Genomic DNA, 21,903 nt, shown 5'->3' with positions numbered 1-21,903 from the left:
CGGGGACCTCGGGAAACACCCGAAGGGTTGGAACAGCGTCGCGAAGCCGTCGGCATCTCCATGTTGGCTTTGAACTGGCAGTTCTTTTGGCATGCCGGTTCCGGGGAATGCCGTCACCAACAATGACGCCTTTGAGGATGGGAGAAAGATCGTGTCTAGCAACGGAAGAAGCTCCGGCTCTGGAGACGACGAGGAATCCGTCGGCAGCCGCGCGACCGAGGTCGACCGTTTCGTCGGTGGGCGCATTCGCGAGCGCCGCATCATGCTGGGGCTCAGCCAGCAGCAGATGGCCGAGTTGATCGGCGTCACCTACCAGCAAACCCACAAGTACGAACGCGGGATCAACCGCATCTCGGCGGGGCGTCTGTTCGAGATCGCCCAGGTCCTGAAGGTTCAAGTGGGCTATTTCTTCGAAGGGTTGGACGGGAGCGGCACCGCCGAGGCTGAGTTGCCGCTGCGCCAACGCATGTGCCTGGAATTGGCCAGGAATTTCGTCCAGATATCCAACGAGCGCCACCAGGAGGCTTTAAGCCAAATGGTCCGCGCCTTGGCCGAGCCGCAGCGATAGCCGCAGCATCCCTGCCGCGCCAACAGGTGGAAACGCGTCGGCTGCGGGCCGCATCCGGCGCGAATCCGATTGTCGGAATATCGGATCGACGGTAGGATCGTCCCACCATCGAGCTGGCATCCTCTGTGCCGACGGAATGGCGTCCTACTGGGAGAGGACGCGGGCGACGGCCGAAATAGCGAGGATCGCCGAGCAAGGGCGCGTTTCGCTATCGCGTAAGGCCAAGAGGGAGGCTCCAATGGCTACCGGCACCGTCAAGTGGTACAATCCGACCAAGCGCTTCGGCTTCATCCAGCCCGCCGACGGCGGGAGAGATGTGTTCGTGCACGTTTCCGCCGTGCAGGCGGCCGGCCTGCAAGGCCTCGACGAAGGTCAGAAGATCCAATTCGACTTGGCCCAAGGTCCGCAGGGCAAGGCCTCGGCCGTGAATCTCGTCCTGGCGGATTGACTCTTCCCACGGAAGGCGGGCGGCAAAGGGCCGAATCCGGAGCCACTTCCGCCATGTTTGGATTGTCTCTAAAGGCGCCGTCGTAGCACTTCGACGATCTCGGCGTCGTCGAGGACCAGTGGGTTCGTCTTCATCGAACTGCCGCGACTGCCGGCGGCGATGCGCGGGAAATCCGGCTCCCCGACCGCAAATTCCCCCAGACGCGCCAACTCCAGGCGGTCCGTCCACTCGCGCAGAATCCAGACCAGCCGACGGCGGGCCTCCGCGTCGTCGGCTCCTGGCTTCCCCGCCAGCAGCCGTCCCACCGCCGCATATTTCCCGAGTGCCGGGCTTGCGGGATTCCTGACGGCCAAGGCGGCGATATTCACGTCGGTGGCTTCCGCCACCAGGGTGCCGCAGGCCAAGCCGTGGGAAATGCCGAACAGGGAGCCAAGGGCCGGTGCCATGCCATGTACCGAGCCCAAACCGGTCTGGGCCAGGGCGATCCCCGACACCAGGGAGGCGTAGGCCAGCCGGCGCCGCCCTTCGGCCCGCCCTTCCCCACCTTCCCACACCGGGAAGAAGCCCTCGGCAAAGGCCTGCAGGCCCGACCAGACCAAGGCGTCGGTGAAGGGACTGGCCTTCAGGGAGACGTAGGACTCCAGCAACTGGGTAAAGGCATCCATGCCGTCCGCAGCCAGAACCGCGGGCGGGCAAGTGGCAAGAAGCGTGGGATCGACCACGGCCACCCGCGCCACCAGGCTGTCGTGACGGAAGGATTTCTTGAAGCCCTGGGGTCCCTGGCGTCCCAATACCGCGTTCCTGGTCGCCTCGCTGCCCGTGCCCGCCGTGGTAGGAGCCGCAACGAAGGGCAGCGCCGGACCTTCGTAGGGCAGTTCCGGCCCCACGCCCTCCAGGTAGTCCATCACCGACCGGCCGACCGGAATCAACCCGGCGATGGCCTTGGCGGCGTCCAGGGCGCTGCCGCCGCCGATGCCCAGCACCACCTCGATGCCGGCACCCCGGAAACGCGCCGCCGCCTCGTCGACCAGATCGGGACCGGGCTCGCCCGCGACGGCGAAATGCTCCCAGGCGACACCCCGCGCCGCCAGGCCTTCCAGCAAGACAGGCCAGTGGGGCGACGCCGGAAAGGACCGGGCGCCGGTGACGATCAGCACCCTGCGTCCCAGGGCCGCCACCTCCTCGGGCAGGGAGGCGACGGTACCGTCCCCGAACCGCAGGCGTGGCAGGCGGGCGATGGCGAAACCGGCGAACGGGTCCATGCTCAGACCCTGGGATAGAGGCCGACGAAGGACTCGCCCCGACGCGATTCGGCCATCATGCCGGCCACCGTATCGCGCCATTCCCGATAGTGGCGGGTCTCCTTGTGGGCCTTGGCGTCGGCCTCGCTGGCGAAGGCCTCGTAAAGCACGAAGTGCGTCGGCAGGCCGGCGTCCTGGAGGATGTCGAAACGCCGATTGCCCGGTTCGGCCACCGAACCCAGGTGGTTGCGGTGGGTGGCCTCGACGAAGGCCTCGACCGCCTCCGGCTTCACGTGGACATGGACAAGGGTGACGTGCATGGCGAGCCTCCGGCGAACAAGGGATCGGGCGGATTGTGGCGAAGCGGCGGGTTCTTATCAACGGCCTTGGATTGAGTTACCGTCGCCGACGCGGCGAAGAATGGAGCACTCATGGGACTCGGCCAAGCCCTGGACCATTATCGACGGAACCGCCCGGACATGGCGGAAGCCCTGTGCCGCGCCATTCCGTCCTCCCATCCGGATCATGCGGCGGCGCTCTACCTGCTGGGCGTGATGGCCCGCGAACGCGGCGATGCCCCGGCCGCCCTCGCATCGCTTCAGGACGCGGCGACCCGCGCGCCCGGCAATCCGTCCTTTCGCAGCACCTTGGGCGTGATGCAGGAGGAAGGCGGCCTCGTGGAAGAGGCCGCCGAGTCCTACCGGACCGCCATCGCCCTGGGCCATCCCGGCGCGGCACCGCGTCTGTCCCTGGGCAAACTGTTGCGCCGTCTGGGACGCCCGGAGGAAGCGGCTTCCGTCCTGGAGGACGCCTTGGTCCGCGATGCCCACTTGGCCGAAGCCCATCGCGAACTGGGTGACGTCCGCCGGACCCTGGGCGATGCCGAAGGCGCCCTGGCTGCCTACGACGCCGCCATCGCCCTGGCCCCCGACGATGCCGCGGCCCACGGGCACCGGGCCTTGGTGCGCCTCCTGCTGGGCGACCTGGATGGAGGCTTCTCCGAATACGAATGGCGCTGGAAGGACCCGGCCTTCCGGTCCTCCGCCTTGCCGGCCGACGCCCCGCTCTGGGATGGCGGGCCTCTGGAAGGCCTAACCCTGCGCCTGGTGGCCGAACAGGGCTTTGGCGACAGCTTCCAGTTCCTCCGCTATGCCCCCCTTGCGGCTGCGCGCGGCGCGCGGGTCCAGGTGCTCTGCCAGAAGAAGCTGGTCGATCTGGCGGCCACCGTACCGGGCGTTGCCCTGGCGCAGGCGCAGGACGCCCTCCCCGCGCCCGCCGACTGCCAGGCCTCCCTGCTCTCCCTGCCCCGCCTGTTCGGCACCCGGCTGGAGACCGTCCCTTCTCCGATTCCCTACATCCGCCCGCCCGCCGAACGGGTGGCGGACTGGCGCCGCCGCCTGGCGGGGCATCAGGGATTCAAGATCGCGCTGGTCTGGCGCGGCGCCAGCAGCGCCGGCCGCTTGGCGGCCCGCGGCGAGGCCTTGCGGCCCGAACACCTGGCCCCCCTCGTCCACCGGCCCGGCATCTCCGCCTTCAGCCTGCAAAAGGACCCGGAACCGGCCGAACTGGAGGCCCTGGGCGGCCTCCCCCACCTGGCCGACGCGGTCGCCACCTTTGGCGACACGGCCGCCGCCCTGATGGCTTTCGACCTGCTGGTATCCATCGACACGGCGACCGTGCATCTGGCGGGTGCTCTGGGCATACCCTGCCGGGTCCTGCTGGTTCCGGTGCACGACTGGCGCTGGCTGCGGAATCGGGAGGATAGCCCCTGGTATCCATCCCTGCGCCTTCATCGGCGCGCCGCAGGCGAATCCTGGGAAGCCGCGATCGGGCGGCTGGCGGCCGACCTTGACAGACTCCGGGCCCAACCCTAGCTTTTGCCCAGGGAGGGCCGGAACGCGGGCTCCCGGATGCGTTTTCGCTCGTCGAGGAGAACGACCATGTCGCGCCTGAGCCAATTCAATAATCCGCACCTGCTGGGCTTCGACCATTTCGAGCGCCTGCTCGACCGGGTCGCCAAGAACTCCGCCGAGGGCTACCCCCCCTACAACATCGAACAGATCGGCGAGAACGCCCTGCGCATCACCCTGGCGGTGGCCGGCTTCTCCATGGACGACCTGGCAATCACGGTCGAAGAGAACCAGCTGGTCATCCGCGGCCGCAATTCGGACGACGAGTCCGACCGGGTCTTCCTGCACCGGGGCATCGCGGCACGCCAGTTCCAGCGGAGTTTCGTGCTGGCCGAAGGCATTGAGGTGGTAGGTGCGGCACTCGATAACGGCCTCTTGCACGTCGACCTGGAACGCCCGGTAGTCAAGCCCGAGGTGCGTAGCGTGCCCATCGGGCGCGGCAAGCCGTCCCGCGCCAAGGCCTCCCGCAAGACGATCATCGACGCCGACGAGTAATCCCGGTCAAACCATGGGCCGCGTGTAAGGAATAGGGAAGGGGCGGTACCGAAACCCCGCCCCTTCCCTCTCGATCCGTTTCGATCTGCGCAAGAATGCTATTCTGCCGCCATGGCCGAGCGGCGTTCGTCCTGGTTGGCCGGCGCCAAGCGGATCACCAGCTCGATGCTGCGGATGGCCATCCCGTCGGGTGCCTGGGGCAGCTTGGCGATCTGGATCTGCTCCGGCATGATGTCCTCGAGCTGGCCCGTCGCCTCGTAGAAGAAGTGGTGATGGGGGTGTATCCCGGTATCGAAGTAGGATCGCGACGCATCCACCACGATTTCCTTCAGCAGGCCCGCCTCGGTGAACTGGTGCAACGTGTTGTACACCGTCGCCAGGGAAACCCGGATGTTCTGGTTGAGGGCATCGGCATGAAGGATTTCCGCCGTCACGTGGCGCCCGTGGTCGCAATCGAAAAGAATACGGGCCAGAGCCAGACGCTGGCGGGTGGGCCGAAGACCGGCTGTACGCAGCCGATCGAGAACATGGCTGTAAGGTCTCACGTCCGTCGTCTCCCTTGGCGGTTTGCCCTTGGGCCCTGCACCCATCGGGAAAAACACTATATACCAGACTTAAATTAATTCAAAGGGGATTGGCTCCAAAGTCGCAAACAGGCACTTAAGTCCTGAAAAAATGAGACTTCATAGGTAGTTTTCCCGATATGAGATGGGGAGGTCGTGGCGAAATGGCACCTTGGAAGGAAGTCATCTCCACCCCGGCTCCGGACATTGGTCCGATCTAATTCCCACCGAAGATCACATCGTCTATAGTACCCCCAGCGCGATCTGGAAATCGGCAGAAATCCCAGACGTGGCGGGGTGTGGAATCGAATGCCGCCCAGCTTCCCGCGGGGAACCCCGGGATAGCGGGAAGAGGCGGCATCGGCGAGGGAGGGGAATGCCGGATGTCGAGTCTCAAGATCTCGATCAAGCTGCCCATGTTCATCGCGGCGGTGGTCTTTGCCGCGCAGTTGGTCCTGGGCTTGGTCGCCTATCAGAAGTCCTCGGGCCAGCTCGTTACGGCGGCCCAGGAACGGCTGGGGGCCTTGACCCAGGCCCGAATTGCCGGGCTGGACGACTACCTGAAGATCATCCGTGACGATATCCTGAGCTTCTCGGAGAACCAGCAAATGGTCGAGGCGGCCCTGGAATTCAGCCAGGCCATGAGCTTCGGCGGCAAGGACAAGGGCATCGAGAAGGCCCGCAAGCTGTTCGTCGACGAGAACCCCCATCCGGCCGGCAAACGCCACGAACTGGAAAAGCCCGACCGTTCCCGCTTCTCGGAAACCCATGCCCGCCATCATCCGGTCTTCCGCAAGTTCATGGACCGGCGCGGCTACCAGGACGTGGTGTTGATCGATGCCGAAGGGGTGGTGGTCTACACAGTCACCAAGGGCAACGACTACGCCATCGACCTGGAAAGCGACCAATGGAAGGGCAGCTTGCTGGGCGAGGTCTTCCGCACCCTCAAGGACAACCCCAAACCCGGCGCCGTGGCGTTCACCGACATCCGTCCCTACGCCCCCGACAGCGGGGCACCGGCCGGATTTGTGGCAGCCCCGATGGGAGACGCGGGCAATTTCCTGGGCGTGCTGCTGTTCCGCATGCCGCTGCCACGTATCGACGCCATCATGCAGCAGTCCGCCGGCATGGGCCGCACCGGCGAGACCTATCTGGTGGGCGAGGATCGCCTGATGCGCAGCGATTCCCGCCTCGCGGACAAGCCCACCATCCTGGCCGTCAGGGTCGATACCCCCCAGGTGGAAAAAGCCCTGGGCGGCGAGCCGGGCATGCTGCGCGGCTCCGACCATCACGGCGACAAGGTGCTGGCCGCCTACGGCAGGATCGAGTTTCTCGGCAAGAAGTGGGCGGTGATCGCCGAAATCGACGAAAAGGAGATCCTGGAACCGGTCGCCGAGACCCGCAACTTCATGATCGTCGCCACCCTGGTCATCATGGCTTTGGCCATCGCCATCGGCGTGCTGTTCTCGCGCACCATAGCAGGCGCCATCGCCCGCATGACCCGAGCGACTTCCAGCCTCGCCCATGGCCAGTTGGCGGTAAAGGTCCCATGCCTGGACCGCAAGGACGAGATCGGCGAGATGGCCGACGCCGTCCAAATCTTCAAGGACCAGGCCCTGAAGCTCAGGCAGATGGCCGCCGAGCAGGAAGCTCAGGGAAGGCGCAACCAGCGCAAGCTGAAGAACGAGATGTTCGCGCTCACGAACGCGCTGGACCAGGAAGTCCGCAACGCCATCGGCATCGTGGTCCAGCAGGCCGACGCCATGCACGAGGCCGCCATCGACATGAGCCATTCCGTCGTCGAGGCGGAAAGCATGGCCGACTCCGCCGCCAAGGCCTCCACCGCGGCGGCGGCCAGCGTGGACGCCGTCGCGGCGGCTGCGGGAGAACTGGCGCGTTCGATCCAGGAGATCGCCGGCCAAGTGGAACGATCGACGGCCATCACCACCCAGGCGGTGGCCGACGCGGAACGGACCAACGTCCGGGTCCAGGGCCTCGCCCGGGCCGCCCAGAAGATCGGCGAGGTGGTGGACCTTATCACCGACATCGCCGAGCAGACCAACCTGTTGGCACTGAACGCCACCATCGAGGCGGCACGGGCCGGCGATGCCGGCAAGGGCTTCGCAGTCGTCGCCTCGGAAGTAAAGAACCTGGCCAACCAGACCGCGAAGGCCACCGAAGAGATTGGCGCCCAGATCGGCGGCATCCAGGCGGCGACACGCGAGGCCGTGGAAGCCATTCAGGGCATCGGGCGGACCATCGGCGAAATCAACGCGGTCACCACCACCATCGCCGCGGCGGTGGACGAACAGAGCGCCGCCACGGGCGCCATCAGCGACAACGCCCGGCAGGCGGCGCACAGCACTCAGGAATCCTCGGGCCACATCGGCGAGATGGGCCGGCGCACCGAGCAGACCGGTTCCCATTCCCAGGAGGTCAAGGAATCCGCAGCCGAGGTGCGGGAACGCCTGCAGCACATGCAGCATTCCCTGGAAACCATCATGCGGGCCAGCAGCGAGGAGGACCGCCAGATCAACGAACTGCATACGATCAACGTAGCCGCCACCCTCGACGCCGCCGATGGCCGGCGGACCTGCCTGATGCAGGAAGTCGCCCTGAGCGGCGTCGCCATTCTTGACCGGGCCCTTGACCTGGGGCGCGGACAGGAGTTCAAGATCGAGATCGGTGGATTGGGGGTCGTGGCCGCCGTGGCTGTTGCCAAGACCGAAACTTCGACGCACATTCGTCTGGATATGGACGAAGCGCAAACCGAAGCCTTAGAACGCTTCATAGCGACCCGACAGAAAAGCCGCTAGGCGCAGCGACAGGGACACACCGAAACTCAGGAGGCCGTTCCATGAAATACGAGATCAAGACCGATGGCGGGAAGACCGTCTTGCAGATCGGCGACCAGCTCGTGGCCGCCGATCGCAACGAGTTCGATTCCCTTCTGCCCCGCGTCTTCGTCAGCCGCCCGACCACCATCGAGGTGGACTTCCAAGGCCTCACCTTCATGGACTCGGCCGGCCTCGGGATGCTGCTGACGTTGCGCGAGCAGGCGGAAAGGAACGGCGCCAGCGTCGCCCTCGCCCGCCCCCAAGGCGCGGTCAAGGAAATGCTGGAGTTGGCCTGTTTCGACACCCTGTTCCCCATCCTCGCCCGCTGATTCTCTACCTCCATTTCGGTAGAACCTCATGGGCGCCATCAAGGCCCTGGTCGTCGACGACAACCGCCTGAACCGCGAATTGCTGTCCGGACAGCTCGCGGCGATGGGCTACGAGATATCGACCGCGTCGGATGGTGCCGAGGCCTGGGACTTCTTGCGCCAAGCCGGCGATACCGTCGACGTGGTGCTGCTCGACCGCCGCATGCCGAACATGGACGGCATGGAGTTGCTGGGGCGCATGAAGGCCGACGCCGAGCTGTCGTCGATCCCGGTCATCATGCAGACCGCCGCCGACAGCCAGCAGGAAATCGTCGAAGGCATCAAGGCCGGCGTTTTCTACTATCTGACCAAGCCCTTCGAGCCGGCCGTCTTGCTGTCCATCACCGCCGCGGCGGTGGAGGATTACGCCCGCTTCTGCCGCCTGCGTCGCGACGTCGAGCAGCGCACCCAGGTGCTGGGCCTCATGCAGTCCAGCCTGTTCCGCTTCCGCAGCATGAAGCAGGGGGCCGACTTGGCGGCAGTGCTGGCCGCCGCCTGCCCCAACCCGCGCAAGCGGGTCATCGGGCTGTCCGAACTGCTGGCCAACGCGGTCGAACATGGCAACCTGGGCATCACCTACGAGGAAAAGTCCACCCTGATCGCCGAACGACGCCTGGACCAGGAAGTGGAATCCCGCCTCGCCGCACCGGCCAACCGGGACAAGGCCGTCGAGGTTCTGTTCGAGCGCCAGCCCGACCGCATCGCTATTACGGTCAAGGACCAGGGGGTGGGATTCGATTGGCGCAAGTATCTGGAAATGGACCCGCGCCGGGTCTTCGACAGCCACGGCCGCGGCATCGCCCTGGCCCGCAACATGAGCTTCGATTCCCTGGAATACCGGGGCTGCGGCAACGAGGTCGTGGCGACCGTCATGACGCCATCGGAGAAGGCTGGCTGACATGACATTCGACCTTCCCACCCTTCTGGCCGTCGGTACCGATATTCCGGCCCCTTTCCGCGGCCTGCCGGCGACCCTCGCCGAAAGCCTCGACGAGGCCATCGCCCAGGCGACGGTCGGCGGCTTCGCGGTGGTGGTCGCCGATGCCACCGGCCTGACCCCCCTGGCCCATGCGGTGGCCAAGCTGGCCGAGGCTGCCCCCGATGCCGCGGTGATCGTCTGGACGGTACGTAGCGGCGAGGCGGAGGCCCTGCGCGCGCTCGCCTTCGGGGCCACCGACTTCCTGCTGGCGGAAGAGACCGGCATCTTGGATGCCGCCGCCTTCCTCCTGGGTGCGGCCGGCCATCGGCGGGCGGTCCGCCGACGCCAGAACCGCACCAAGGCCCTGGGCGTCCTGCCGGCCGGCCCCGGCGGCTTCCTTTGGGAGGCCGATGCCCATTCCCGCTTCGTCTGGTTTTCCGACGGCCTGCGCGGCCGTACCGACCTGGATGCCGCTCGGGCCCTGGGACGCACCTTCTGGGACCTCGATCTCTTCGAGCAGCCGGCCGATTTCTGGAGCCGCCTGCGGGCTGACATCTCGGGCGGACGGTCTTTCCGCGACCTGCTGTTCGGCCTGCCGACCCGGACCGGCGGTCCCGCCGCCCTGCGCATCGAGGGCGAGGCCCGCTTCGGCCCGGACGGCACCCTTCTCGGCTATGCCGGCACGGGAACCGACGTCACCCACGAAGTGCGCCACAGCCTGCGCCTGGCCCAGGTCCACGAACGCCTGATGGACACCCACGAGTCCCTGGAAGACTTCCGGGTCCGGGTGGAAGAAGACCTGCGCGCCGCCCGCGTCATGCAGGAGGAAATGCTCCCGACACCCGAGGAAATCCAGGCCGTCGAGGAGCGCTACGGCGTCGCCATCGAGGCCCATTTCGAGACCTCGTCGGAACTGGGCGGCGACATCTGGGGCCTGAAGCCGATCGACGACCGCCGCTTCGCCCTCTACATGGCCGATTTCTCGGGCCACGGAGTCACCGCCGCCCTCAACACCTTCCGCCTCCATACGGTGCTCGATACCTTGGCCGCCGACCTGGACAAGCCGGGCGACTATTTGCAGGCCCTCAACCGCCGCATGGCCGCCTTGCTGCCCACCGGCCAATACGCCACCATGTTCTACGGCGTGATCGACGTGGCCGAGGAAACCCTATGCTATGCGGCCGCCGCCGCACCGCGCCCCTTGCTGGCCGATCCGGCCAGTGGCGCGGTGAGGGCCATCGACGGCTCCGGCCTGCCGGTCGGCGTGACCAAGAACGTCCGGTACGAGACACGCCGGGTGCCCTTCCCGGACGGTGGTCTGCTGTTCCTCTACAGCGACGCCCTGCTGGAATGCGGGCGCGAGAAGGGCCGGGCCCTCGGCCGGCAGGGAGTGGTCGATCTGGTTCGGGACGCGGTGCGCGACCATGGCGTCCGGGTGCCGTTGCAGACTTTGCTCGCACCCTTCTTCGCCGGGGTCGACCGCCCGTTGTCCGATGATCTGACGGCGGTCCGCTGCTTACGAAAGCGTCACGGTTAGAAGGCGGGGATCGTCGGCGCAATCCAGCAGGATGCGGCGCACGCGCTCCTGCCACAGCCGCCCGAATTCCCGCCGCTCCGCCTCGCCGCCGCCACCGCCTAGCAAGGTGCGCAGCAAGGCCTGCATCTCGGGCGCCGGGGGCACCACGGCGGAAGCCGCATAGGTAAGGGTAACCGCCGCCCCCGTATCGACGCGGGCCAGACGCAGGTCGCCCGCGAAGCCTTGGCCGAAGGACAGCAGGTCGCGGCGGTCGAACCGGCCGCCCAGGCCCTTGAAGCCATCGCTGGCCGTGGCTCCGGTGACCAGGGCTGCGACGTTGGCCATCACCCCGGCGACGCCTTGGTCGCGGGAATCGGGAAGGGCGACGCGGATGGCACCGCGTTCGGGAACCTCGCGGCCGTAAAGCGCCTCCAGCCCCTTGGCGAGCATCAGCCAGGTACCGGCCACGGTCGGACAGGAATGCCCGGCCAGCTTCACCGCGTCGCGGTAGGAATACTCGACGATCCCGCTATCCGATCCGCCCAGGAAGGCGAGCAGCGGATCGCGCATGCGGATGCGCCGGACGTCGTCGAAAAAGGGGGGGTAGTCCATGGGGGCCTCCGTGGTTGCGAAGGCCCCCAGTGCTAGAAGGTCCGTCCGTCCGGCACCTTGACCGCCATCAGGCGGCTTGGCGCCGCCGGTTGTTGTTGCCGGGCCGCCCCCGGTTGCGGTCGCCGCCGCGCGGCGGGGCCGGCATGTGACGGCCGCCGGCACCCTTGGCCGCCTTCAGGTGGCCGCCGGCGCCGCTGTCGTCGTGAAACGGATGGTCGGTATGGACCGGCACCGCCTGGCGGATGATCTTTTCGATATCGCGGAGGTAGGGGCGTTCCTCGGCGTCGCAGAAGGAAATCGCCATGCCCGCCGCGCCGGCCCGCGCCGTGCGGCCGATGCGGTGCACATAGCTTTCCGGGTCGTTGGGCAGGTCGAAGTTGATGACGTGGGTCACGCCATCGACATCGATGCCGCGCGCCGCGATATCGGTCGCCACCAGGGCACGCAGGCGACCGCTGCGAAAGCCGTCGAGGGCCCGCTGGCGGGCGTTCTGCGCCTTGTTGCCATGGATGGCGTCCACCGACACGCCGTCATTGTCCAGCCAGCGCGCCACCTTGTCGGCGCCGTGCTTGGTGCGAGTGAAGATCAGCACCCGCTGGATGCCGGCGTCGTCGGCCAGCAGGCGGCTCAGCAGATTGCGCTTCTTGTCGCGCTGGACGAACAGGACGCGCTGTTCGATGCGTTCCGCCGTGGTCGCCTGCGGCGCCACCTCGACCCGCTCGGGGTTGTTGAGCAGGCTGGCGGCCAGCTTGGCGACCGCCTGCGGCATGGTGGCGGAAAACAGCACCGTCTGGCGCTCGCGCGGCAGCAGGGCGGCGATCTTGCGCACGTCGTTGATGAAGCCGAGGTCCAACATGCGGTCGGCCTCGTCCAGGATGAAGGTCTCCACCCGGTCGAGACGCAAGGCTTTGCGGTCGAGCAGGTCCTTCAGGCGGCCCGGCGTCGCCACCAGGACATCCAAGCCCGTGGCAGCGGCTTTGATCTGCTTGCCGATGGGGGCGCCGCCGAACACGGCGGCGCTGCGCAGGCGCAGGAAGCGGCCGTAGGTGCGCACGGAATCATGGATCTGGATGGCGAGTTCGCGAGTCGGGGCCAGCACCAGGCTGAAGACCTCGCGGGGGCCTGGACGCCCCTCGGCGGACGCCAGGTCGTTCAGCAGGGGCAGCACGAAGGCGGCTGTCTTGCCGGTGCCGGTCTGGGCGACGCCCAGCAGGTCGCGGCCTTCCAGAAGGTGGGGAATGGATTGCGCCTGGATGGGAGTGGGGGCCTCGTAGCCCTCGGCGGCAACGGCGCGCAGCAGGGGCTCGATAAGGCCGAGCCCGGAGAAATTGGTCATCTTGCGGAGTTCTTTCATTCGAAAGGCCTGCGGACCGGCCTGGGGTCGAACCCCCGCCGATATGACGTCCGCAATGCCAGGAAGTCGCTGTTCCGGCCGCCTTGGGCAGCCAGCAGGTCATACAGCCGACCTTGGTGACGCCCCTTGATACAGGATTCCACAGCGGAGGGCAAGAAAATGCGCGGGGACCGCTTCCTCACACCACGAAATACCGTGCCTGCGGGTGGTGCAGCACGATGGCGGCGGTGGATTGTTCGGGGTGGAGTTGGTCGTTTTCGTCCATGACCAGCCCGATGCGGTCCGCCCCCAGCAGCTTCAGCAAGGGTTTCTGGTTCGCCATGTCCGGGCAGGCCGGATAGCCGAAGGAATAGCGCGAGCCCCGGTAGCCCTGCTTGAGCAGCTTGTCCATCTCGCGGGCGTCCTCGTGGCCGAAGCCCAGTTCGCCCCTGATCCGCTTGTGGACGTATTCGGCGAGCGCCTCCGCCATTTCCACAGACAGGCCGTGCAGGTAGAGATAGTCCTGGTAGCGGTCTTCCGCGAACCACTGGCGCGCCACATCGGATGCCTTGGCGCCCATGGTCACCGCCTGGAGCGCGATGACGTCGCGTTCGCCGGAAGAGACGGCGCGAAAGAAGTCGGCGATGCAAAGCCCGTCCTTGCCGGCCTGGCGCGGGAAGGCGAAGCGCGCGGCTTCGGTGGTGCCGTCTTCTTCGAACAGCACCACCTCGTTTCCGTCGGCGGCGCATTTCCAATAGCCGTAGACCGCCTGGGGCTTGAGGATGTCCCCGGCGGCGCAAAGGTCCAGCATGCGCTTGAGGACGGGCTTCACCTCCAGGTCCGCCCAGGCCTTCCATTCGTCCAGCGACCGGCCCGCCTTCTTGAAGCCCCAGTGGAACTGGTAGAGCATGGTCTCGTTGAGGAAGGGCACCAGCGCCTTGGGCTCGATGCGTTCCACCAGCCTGGCGCCCCAGAAGGGCGGCCGGGGCACCGCGACCGCCTTGCGTAGTTCCGCGCGGCGCAAATCAACTTCTTCCCAGTCGACAGGCCGCATCGGGGTGGCCGGAAGATCGATGGCCGCGGCGGCCTTCCGCGGGCGTGGCGTCGAGGCGGCGAAAGTTCCGCCAAGGACCTTGTCCATCAGGTCGAGCCCGTCGAAGGCATCGCGGGCGTAGCCCACCCGGCCGCCCGGATAGACGGCGCGGCAGTCTTCCTCCACGTACTTGCGGGTGAGCGCCGCGCCGCCCAGCAGGACGGGCACATCGAGCCCCTGGCGGGCCATTTCCTCCAGGTTTTCGCGCATGATGACGGTGGACTTGACCAGCAGACCCGACATGCCGACCGCATCGGCCTTGTGCTCCCTGGCGGCGGCGATGATGTCCTGCACCGGCCGCTTGATGCCCAGGTTGACCACCCTGTAGCCGTTGTTGGTCAGGATGATGTCGACCAGGTTCTTGCCGATGTCGTGCACGTCGCCCTTGACGGTCGCCAGCACCAGGGTGCCCTTGGCCGAGCCGTCGGTCTTTTCCATGTGGGGTTCCAGCAGGGCGACGGAAGCCTTCATGGTTTCCGCCGACTGCAGCACGAAGGGCAGTTGCATCTTGCCGGACCCGAACAACTCGCCCACCGTCTTCATGCCGTCCAGCAGGATGTCGTTGACGATGGCGAGCGGCGCATGGGTCTTCAAGGCTTCGAGCAGATCGTCCTCCAGCCCCTGGCGGTCGCCGTCGACGATGCGCTGCTTGAGACGCTCTTCGACCGTTTCCGCCCGCTTCTTCGCCACCGCCGGCCCGGCCGCGCGGTCGGCGAACAGGGCGATGAAGGCCTGCAGGGGATCGTAGCCCTCGCGCCGGCGGTCGTGGATCAGGTCCAGCGCCGTCCTCACCTCTTCTTCCGGCAAGGTGTGCAGCGGCAGGATCTTGGAGACGTGGACGATGGCGCCGGTCATGCCGCGCTTCACCGTCTCGTCCAGGAAGACCGAGTTCAGCACCGTGCGCGCCGCCGGCTTCAGGCCGAAGGAGACGTTGGACAAGCCCAGGACGATCTGGCACTCGGGCATTTCCTTGGCGATGGCCGCGATGGCGTCCAGGGTCTCCAGGGCCAGGCGGCGGTCGTCCTCGTTGCCGGTGCAGACGGTGAAGGTCAGCGGATCGAACATCAGGTCGGACGCCGGCAGGCCGTGCCTGTTAACCGAAAACTCGTAAAGACGGCGGGCGATGCGCAGCTTTTCCGCGGCCGTCTTCGCCATGCCGGCCTCGTCGATGGTCAGCGCGATGACGGCGGCGCCGTACTTGCGGGCCAGTTCCAGGCGCTTCGCCGCCGGCTCCTCGCCGTCCTCGAAATTGATGGAATTGAGGATCGCCTTGCCGCCGTAAAGCTTCAGCGCCGCCTCGATGACCGGCAGTTCCGTGGAATCGATCACCACGGGCGCGGTGACGGAACCGCGCATGCGGCTCACCACCTCGGTCATGTCGCGGATTTCGTCGCGCCCAACCATGGCGGTGCAGACGTCGATGGTGTGCGAGCCTTCCTTGACCTGGTCGCGCGCCATGGCGACGCAGGTGTCCCAGTCTTCGGCGGCGAGCGCGTCGCGGAACTTCTTGGAGCCGTTGGCGTTGCAGCGTTCGCCGATGGCCAGGAAGGCGTTTTCCTGGCGGAGCGCCGTCTGGCCGTAGAGGGAGGCGACGGACGGCGTCCAGGCGGACTTGCGCGCCTTCGGTGCCGGACGATGGGAACCGGCGGGGGCCAGTCGGCGCAACATGGCGTCGATGGCGCCGATGTGGGGCGTGTTGGTGCCGCAGCAGCCGCCGACGATGTTGATGCCGTCCTCGACGACGAAGCGTTCCATCCAACGGGCCATTTCCTCCCCGCCCAGGGGATAGCAGGCCTTGCCGTCCACCACCTCGGGCAGGCCGGCGTTGGGCTGCACGGAAATCAGGCCGGGCCAGTTCTCGCCCAGCCACTTGACGTGTTCCGCCATTTCCTGCGGGCCGGTGGCGCAGTTCATGCCCAGCAAGGGCACGTCCAGGGCCATCATGGCGGTGGCCACCGCCGCGATGTCGCTGCCCACCAGCAGGGTGCCCGTGGTTTCCACCGTCACCTGGACGAAGATCGGGGTATCCTTGCCGGCTTCGGCGCGGGCGCGCTTGGCGCCGTTGACGGCGGCCTTGATCTGCAAGGGGTCCTGGCAGGTCTCGATCAGGATGGCGTCGGCGCCGCCGGCGATCAGACCGGCGGCCTGGACGGCGAAGCTGGCCTCCAGCGCGTCATACGGGATGTGGCCGAGGCTGGGCAGCTTGGTGCCCGGCCCGATGTCGCCGAAGACGAAGCGCTCGCGCCCGTCCTTGAATTCCTCCGCCACCTGGCGGGCCAAGCCGACGGCTTCCCGGCACAGCCCGAAGGCCTCCTTCTCCAGGCCGAACTCGCCCAGCGTCACCGGCGAGGCGCCGAAGGTGTTGGTCAGCACGATGTCGGAGCCGGCCTCGTAATAGGCGCGGTGCACGCCCATCACCACGTCGGGGCGGGACCGCACCAGGATGTCGGTGCAGTTCTCGTGGCCCCAGAAGTCTTCTTCCACCTTCAGGTCAAGGGCCTGGACGCGGGTCCCGGTGCCGCCATCGCAAAGCAGGACGCGGTCCTTGAGGACGTCTTGGATATGGGCCATGGCGGGGCTCCCTAACGGCTGGGCCGCACGCCCAGGATATGGCAGATGGCGAAGGCCAGGTCGGCGCGGTTCAAGGTGTAGAAGTGGAAGTCCTTGACGCCTTCGGCATGCAAGGCCCGGCACTGTTCGGCGGCCACGGTGGCGGCGATCAGCTTGCGGGTGTTCGCGTCGTCGTCCAGGCCGTCGAACAGATCGTGCATCCAGCCCGGCACGGCGGCTCCGCAAAGCCCGGCGAACTTGATGACCTGGCGGAAGTTGCTGACCGGCAGGATGCCGGGCACCAGGGGAACCTGGATGCCGGCCCCGGCCGCCTTGTCGCGGAAACGAAGGAAGACGGCGGGATCGAAGAAGAACTGGGTGATGGCGCGCGAGGCCCCGGCATCCACCTTGCGCTTCAGGTTGTCCAGGTCGAATTGAGGGCTGGGGGCTTCCGGATGGACCTCGGGATAGGCGGCGACGCTGATCTCGAAGTCGGCGATTTCCTTCAGGCCCTTCACCAGGTCGACGGCATAGGCGTAGCCCTCGGGATGGGGTTCGTACCTTGTCGCCCCCTCGGGCGGATCGCCGCGGAGCGCGACGATATGGCGGATGCCGTCGTCCCAGTACTGGCGGGCGATGGCGTCGACCTCGGCCCGGCTGTGGCCGACGCAGGTCAGGTGGGCGGCGGGTTCCAGGGCGGTCTCGCGGCGGATGCGGCGGACGGTCTCGTGGGTGCGTTCGCGCGTCGAGCCGCCGGCGCCGTAGGTTACCGAGACGAAGGCCGGCTTGACGGGGCCCAGGCGCTCGATGGATTCCCAGAGCGCCTGCTGGGCCTTGTCGTCCTTCGGGGGGAAGAATTCGAACGACACCCGCACGTCGTGGGGCAAGGGAGTCGCCACCAGGAGGGATGCCGCGTTCGAAGCCATGTTTCCGCCTTCTCGCCTGTCGGGATCTCGATCGCGGGCGGTGATAGCATGGATGACGAGGTTGCGAAAGCGGCAGGCTACAAGAGCTTGACCAAGGCGGCGACCAGGGCCACCAACACGGCCTGCATGGCCCCCAGCCTGATGGTCAGCCGGTGTTCGAGGTCCATCAGGTCGGCTTTGGTCGCCACTTGGTCGCGCAAGCGGCGGGCGAGTTCCAGGGTATCGAAGGGCACGGCCGTCATGGCTTTACTATGCGCCCGCGCCGGTTGGGCGTCCATCAACGATCCGTATCTCCGCCCTGCTGGAGGTGCTGCGCGACAAGACCACCTCGCTCAAGGACGCGAAATAATCAGGCCAGCCGGTTGAAGACCCCTTGAGACTCGTCAGCGGCCCAGAGTTCCCCTCTGCCCATGTCGAACCACCAGCCGTGCAGCGCAAGGGTGCCGCCGGCCAGGGCCTCCGTGACCCAAGGGAAGGTCCTCAGGTTGGACAACGAGACGCAAATGGCCGCCTGTTCCAGCCGGTTCAGGCCGCAGGCGGCGCCATGGGCTGACTCCAGCGCCCCGGAGACGATGGATACCCAGGGGGCGATGAATTCGCGTTCCGGTTCCGCACCGGTGACGGTCCGGTGCAGCGCGGCGATGCCTCCGCAATGGGAATGGCCCAGCACGATCACATGCCGGACCCCCAAGTCGCGGACGGCGAATTCCACCGCCGCGCTGGTGCCGTGATAATGGCCGTCCGGCTGATAGGGCGGCACCAAGTTCGCCACGTTGCGGACGACGAAGAGTTCGCCCGGCTCCGCGTTCAGCAGGATGGCCGGATCGACGCGCGAATCCGAACAGGCTACCACCAGGGCACCCGGCGCCTGGCCGCGTGCCGCCAGATCGGCGAACAGGTCGGGGCGCTGCTCGAAGTACTTGGCCCGGAAGCCCTTGAATCCCGCGATCAGCCGCCCGATCACCGCCACGGTCCGTTCCTTCCGCCCTTCGCAACCGCAACAAGCATGTCCACTCGCACCGGCAAGGTCAAGCCAAGTGACGTCGGGAAAGGGCGACGCGCAGGGGAATGTGATTCCCGTCGCTTTTTTTTTCGCCTTCCTTGTGGTAGGCAGCAGCAGCGTCTTTCGAGAAGGGGTCCGCCATGTTGGTTCGCCGATCGTTGCTGCGCCTGTTCGCCGCCGCCCTGCTGGCCGCCGCCTGGCCTTTGGCCGCTTCCGCCAGCGACACCAAACACGCCGAGGATTTCGTCGCCTCCCTGGCCGACCAGGCGGTGCAGTCCCTGACCATCCCGGACATTTCGCGCCAGGAGCGGGTAACCCGCTTCCGCAAGATGTTCAACGAGCATTTCGCCGTGAAGTCCATCGGCCGCTGGGTGCTGGGCAAGCACTGGGGCCAAACCACCGATGCCGAGAAGGACGAGTACCAGAAGCTCTTCGAGGACCTGATGATCGCGACCTACGTGGATCGCTTCGCCAACTACAGCGGCGAAACCCTCAAGATCCAGAAGAGCACCCCGGGCGAGGAAGGCGCGGTCACCGTCTTTTCGCACATCATGCGCAAGAATCCGGGCGACCCGATCAACGTCGCCTGGCGCATCGCCAGCAAGGACAACGTCACCAAGGTGATGGACGTGCTGGTGGAAGGCACTTCCATGAGCGCCACCCTGCGCTCGGAATTCGCCTCCATCGTCAGCCAGAAGGGCGGCAAGATCTCCGGCCTGCTGGAGGTCCTGCGCGACAAGACCGCGGCTTTGAGAGACGCCAAGTAGGGCCGACGGACGGGCCATGGACACGCGTCTCAATCCCATCGTCGTCGTGCCGGCCCGCATGGCCTCCACCCGCTTGCCCGGCAAGCCGCTGGCCGACATCCACGGCCAGCCGATGATCGTCCAGGTCTGGCGCCGCGCCATGGAGGCCGAAGTGGGCCCGGTGGTCGTCGCCTGCGCCGAGGCCGAGATCGCCCAGGCCATCGAGGCGGCCGGCGGGCGGGCCGTGATGACCCGCCCGGATCACCCCTCCGGCTCCGACCGCATCTTCGAAGCCCTGGAAAAGGTCGACCCGGAAGGCCGCTACGACGCCGTGGTCAACCTGCAGGGCGACCTGCCGACCCTCGATCCCCATCTGGTGCGGGCCGCTTTGGAACCGCTGAAGGATGGCGGAGTCGACATCGCCACCCTGGTGGCCCACATCGCCATCGAAGACGAAAAGAGCGATCCCAACGTGGTCAAGGCCGCGGTAGGGTTTCTTCCCGGCAGGCATATCGGGCGGGCGCTTTATTTCAGCCGCGCCGCCGTGCCGTGGGGCGATGGGCCGCTCTATCACCATATCGGGCTTTACGCCTATCGTCGCGACGCGCTGGCACGGTTCGTCGGCCTGGAACCGGGGGTGCTGGAACGCCGCGAGAAGCTGGAACAGCTGCGCGCCCTGGAAAGCGGCATGCGCATCGATGCCGCCCTCGTTGACACGGTTCCGCTGGGTGTCGATACTCCGGGCGACCTGGAGCGGGCGCGCCGCCTGCTCGCCCCCTGAACGACGGCCATCCCATGTCCGAACCCGAAAAGACCATCGCCTTCCAGGGCCGGCCCGGCGCCTATTCCGAGATCGCCTGCCGCCACGTCCGCGCGGAGATGGAGCCGCTCGCCTGCGAGTCCTTCGAGACGGCCTTCAAGGCGGTGCGCGACGGCCGCGCCCAACTGGCCATGATCCCCATCGAGAATTCGGTGGCCGGACGGGTGGCCGACATCCACCACCTGCTGCCGGATTCCGGATTGCAGATCATCGGCGAGCACTTCCTGCGCATCAATCACCACCTGCTGGGCGTCAAGGGCGCCGATATCGCCAAGGTCACCCACGTGCACAGCCACGTGCACGCGCTCAACCAGTGCCGCAAGCTCATCAAGGAACTCGGGGTGACGCCGGTGGTGGCGGCCGACACCTCGGGGGCGGCCTGCATGGTGGCCGAAAAGGGCGATCCCACCCAGGCGGCCATCGCCTCGGAACTGGCCGGCGCGCTTTGCGGCCTGGAATCGCTGAAGGCCAACATCGAGGATGCCGAACACAACACCACCCGGTTCCTCATCATGGCCCAAGACCTGGTCCTGCCCCATCCCAAGATGGGCCGCACGATGACCAGCTTCGTCTTTCGGGTGCGCAACGTGCCGGCGGCGCTTTACAAGGCCTTGGGCGGCTTCGCCACCAACGGCATCAACATGACCAAGCTGGAAAGCTACCTGGTGGGCGGCCACTTCAACGCCGCCCAGTTTTACTGCGAGGTCGAAGGACACCCCGAAAACCACCCGATGAAGCTGGCCTTCGAGGAACTCAGGTTCTTCAGCCGCGAGGTCAAGATCCTGGGCGTCTACCCGGCCCACCCCTACCGCTTCACCGCCGAACCCGACGAGTCCTGACCCTTGCGGGGCTTGGCCGCCGGCTTGGCGGGCGGCGGCGCGACCGCCGCCGCGGGCGGCTTGTCCCCCTGGACCGCCTGGCGGTTCCGGGCGATGGCGTGGAGGGACAGATCCATGGATTGCAGTTCGTCGAAAATTCCCTTGGCCTCGGGTCGGTAGAGCTGCAGGGAGCCGAACTGGCTGCTGGGGAAGGTCGCCGAGGTATCGTCGTAGCGCCGGATGTCCAGAATGGCCTCCGGCTTGCCCGCCCCGTCCTGGCTGACCCAGAGATAGCGGATGTTGGGTTCGCGGACAGCCCCCAGCCAAGCGGTCTTGGGTGCGGGAACCTCGGTGGGCGGCCCGAGTAGCGCCTCCAGGTAAGCCACGACCTTGACCATGTCCGGGGAGGGAAATTGGGCATGGTACCGGGTCGCCCGGTCGTCGTCGTAACGCACCACCGCCTTGGCCCCCGAGTAAAGGGGCGTCTGCTGGGCAAACAGGGGCTTGACCGCCTCGGGCCAGTCGGCAGCCTCCACGCAATAGGTCCCTGCCCAGGCCTTCTTGGAAAGGCAGAAGGCGGTGGCGTCGCCGGAATCCTTGATGCGGCCCAGGATGAGCGACCGCCCCAGCGTCAGGGGAATGCCCTTGAGCGGCGGCTGGGTCGCCTTGGGAGGGCTTGCGGCCGGCTTGGCCGGTTCCGGCGCGCCGACGGGAAGTGGGGCCGGTGTGGGCGGCGGCGGCGGGGCCGGGACGGCTTCGGGCGGCAGGGGCGCGGCGGTGGCGACGGCCTTGTCGGGATCGAAGGGCGCCTTGTTCTGACCGACCCAGGCGGTTACTGCCGCCGGCTTCGGCGGCTCCGGTACTTGGGTGGCGGCGGGCACCGGAGGATCGGTCGCCACGGTGGAGGCCGGCGGAGGATCGGGCGCCGCCTGCCGCGAGAAGAATTCGCCGAGCTTCTTGAAGAGGTTCGGCCCCTCGGCGGCGGGCGAGGCCGGGGGCTCGACGGCTGCGGCGGGGCTCGGGGCAACCGGTTCGGCCGGGGTAGGCTTATCGAGAAGGCTGGCGGCCCGGTCCAGCTTGGCCAGCGCCTGTTCCATGGACGGCGGAGCGGCGGCGGGCGGCGCCACCGGAGCGGGA

General features: G+C 67.1%; 20 protein-coding genes and 1 pseudogene. 11 read left to right on the top strand and 10 right to left on the bottom strand.

Features of this window, described 5'->3' with window-relative positions; all coding sequences use genetic code 11:
* The first annotated feature begins 262 nt into the window (after positions 1-262).
* Together H7841_11090 and H7841_11085 are read left to right on the top strand one after the other, a co-directional pair.
* Complete coding sequence (locus tag H7841_11090) at positions 263-568, top strand: helix-turn-helix domain-containing protein (GenBank protein ID MEO5337421.1); 306 nt, start codon at positions 263-265, stop codon at positions 566-568.
* 238 nt (positions 569-806) lie between these two features.
* A complete protein-coding gene (locus tag H7841_11085) occupies positions 807-1,016 on the top strand; it encodes a cold-shock protein (GenBank protein MEO5337420.1) in 210 nt (69 codons plus the stop codon).
* 68 nt (positions 1,017-1,084) lie between these two features.
* Here the strand turns inward: H7841_11085 and H7841_11080 are convergent, their stop codons facing one another.
* Both H7841_11080 and H7841_11075 read right to left on the bottom strand, forming a co-directional pair.
* On the bottom strand, positions 1,085-2,278 hold the full coding sequence (locus H7841_11080) for an iron-containing alcohol dehydrogenase (GenBank protein ID MEO5337419.1): 1,194 nt from the start codon (positions 2,276-2,278) through the stop codon (positions 1,085-1,087).
* Positions 2,279-2,280: 2 nt separating this feature from the next.
* Positions 2,281-2,577, bottom strand: a complete 297-nt coding sequence (locus tag H7841_11075) for an antibiotic biosynthesis monooxygenase (protein MEO5337418.1) — start codon at positions 2,575-2,577, stop codon at positions 2,281-2,283.
* Between the two features lie 111 nt (positions 2,578-2,688).
* On the opposite strand from H7841_11075, the gene H7841_11070 reads away from it, so the two are divergent.
* Positions 2,689-4,131, top strand: a complete 1,443-nt coding sequence (locus tag H7841_11070; protein ID MEO5337417.1) for a tetratricopeptide repeat protein — start codon at positions 2,689-2,691, stop codon at positions 4,129-4,131.
* 66 nt (positions 4,132-4,197) lie between these two features.
* Positions 4,198-4,662 (top strand): Hsp20 family protein, encoded by a 465-nt coding sequence (locus H7841_11065; protein MEO5337416.1) that lies wholly within the window; start codon positions 4,198-4,200, stop codon positions 4,660-4,662.
* Between the two features lie 98 nt (positions 4,663-4,760).
* Here the strand turns inward: H7841_11065 and H7841_11060 are convergent, their stop codons facing one another.
* Complete coding sequence (locus H7841_11060) at positions 4,761-5,252, bottom strand: transcriptional repressor (GenBank protein ID MEO5337415.1); 492 nt, start codon at positions 5,250-5,252, stop codon at positions 4,761-4,763.
* A gap of 356 nt (positions 5,253-5,608) precedes the next feature.
* Here H7841_11060 and H7841_11055 point away from each other — a divergent pair, with 356 nt between their 5' ends.
* The 4 genes from H7841_11055 to H7841_11040 are packed head-to-tail and all read left to right on the top strand — an operon-like array spanning position 5,609 to position 10,886.
* Complete coding sequence (locus H7841_11055; GenBank protein MEO5337414.1) at positions 5,609-8,041, top strand: methyl-accepting chemotaxis protein; 2,433 nt, start codon at positions 5,609-5,611, stop codon at positions 8,039-8,041.
* 41 nt (positions 8,042-8,082) lie between these two features.
* On the top strand, positions 8,083-8,391 hold the full coding sequence (locus H7841_11050; GenBank protein MEO5337413.1) for an STAS domain-containing protein: 309 nt from the start codon (positions 8,083-8,085) through the stop codon (positions 8,389-8,391).
* 28 nt (positions 8,392-8,419) lie between these two features.
* The gene (locus H7841_11045) at positions 8,420-9,328 is read left to right on the top strand and encodes a response regulator (protein MEO5337412.1); all 909 of its coding nucleotides are present in this window, start codon (positions 8,420-8,422) and stop codon (positions 9,326-9,328) included.
* 1 nt (position 9,329) lies between these two features.
* The gene (locus H7841_11040; protein ID MEO5337411.1) at positions 9,330-10,886 is read left to right on the top strand and encodes a SpoIIE family protein phosphatase; all 1,557 of its coding nucleotides are present in this window, start codon (positions 9,330-9,332) and stop codon (positions 10,884-10,886) included.
* On the opposite strand, the gene H7841_11035 is transcribed toward H7841_11040, so the two are convergent.
* The 6 genes from H7841_11035 to H7841_11010 form a co-directional block, all read right to left on the bottom strand.
* Entirely contained in the window at positions 10,866-11,477 is a 612-nt protein-coding gene (locus tag H7841_11035; GenBank protein ID MEO5337410.1) for a hypothetical protein, read from the bottom strand. The two genes, H7841_11040 and H7841_11035, sit on opposite strands and share 21 nt — an antisense overlap.
* Before the next feature lie 67 nt (positions 11,478-11,544).
* Positions 11,545-12,813 (bottom strand): DEAD/DEAH box helicase, encoded by a 1,269-nt coding sequence (locus H7841_11030; protein ID MEO5337409.1) that lies wholly within the window; start codon positions 12,811-12,813, stop codon positions 11,545-11,547.
* Positions 12,814-13,009: 196 nt separating this feature from the next.
* Positions 13,010-16,474 (bottom strand): methionine synthase, encoded by a 3,465-nt coding sequence (gene metH, locus H7841_11025; GenBank protein MEO5337408.1) that lies wholly within the window; start codon positions 16,472-16,474, stop codon positions 13,010-13,012.
* 11 nt (positions 16,475-16,485) lie between these two features.
* The gene (metF, locus tag H7841_11020) at positions 16,486-17,379 is read right to left on the bottom strand and encodes a methylenetetrahydrofolate reductase (GenBank protein MEO5337407.1); all 894 of its coding nucleotides are present in this window, start codon (positions 17,377-17,379) and stop codon (positions 16,486-16,488) included.
* 77 nt (positions 17,380-17,456) lie between these two features.
* Positions 17,457-17,621 (bottom strand): hypothetical protein, encoded by a 165-nt coding sequence (locus H7841_11015; protein MEO5337406.1) that lies wholly within the window; start codon positions 17,619-17,621, stop codon positions 17,457-17,459.
* A gap of 107 nt (positions 17,622-17,728) precedes the next feature.
* Entirely contained in the window at positions 17,729-18,349 is a 621-nt protein-coding gene (locus H7841_11010) for a carbonic anhydrase (protein ID MEO5337405.1), read from the bottom strand.
* A gap of 173 nt (positions 18,350-18,522) precedes the next feature.
* On the opposite strand from H7841_11010, the gene H7841_11005 reads away from it, so the two are divergent.
* From H7841_11005 to H7841_10995, 3 genes are read left to right on the top strand one after another with little or no spacing between them, the layout of a single operon-like run.
* Entirely contained in the window at positions 18,523-19,149 is a 627-nt protein-coding gene (locus H7841_11005) for an ABC transporter substrate-binding protein (protein MEO5337404.1), read from the top strand.
* Between the two features lie 16 nt (positions 19,150-19,165).
* A complete protein-coding gene (locus tag H7841_11000) occupies positions 19,166-19,909 on the top strand; it encodes a 3-deoxy-manno-octulosonate cytidylyltransferase (protein ID MEO5337403.1) in 744 nt (247 codons plus the stop codon).
* A gap of 14 nt (positions 19,910-19,923) precedes the next feature.
* Positions 19,924-20,787, top strand: coding sequence for a prephenate dehydratase (locus H7841_10995; GenBank protein ID MEO5337402.1), 864 nt, complete (start codon positions 19,924-19,926; stop codon positions 20,785-20,787).
* Positions 20,788-21,770: 983 nt separating this feature from the next.
* On the opposite strand, the pseudogene H7841_10990 reads toward H7841_10995, so the two are convergent.
* Positions 21,771-21,903, bottom strand: a pseudogene (locus H7841_10990) (OmpA family protein).

Source organism: Magnetospirillum sp. WYHS-4, assembly GCA_039908345.1.
In the GTDB taxonomy this organism is placed as follows: Bacteria; Pseudomonadota; Alphaproteobacteria; order Rhodospirillales; family GLO-3; genus JAMOBD01.
This window is presented reverse-complemented; position numbering and strand designations above follow the sequence as displayed.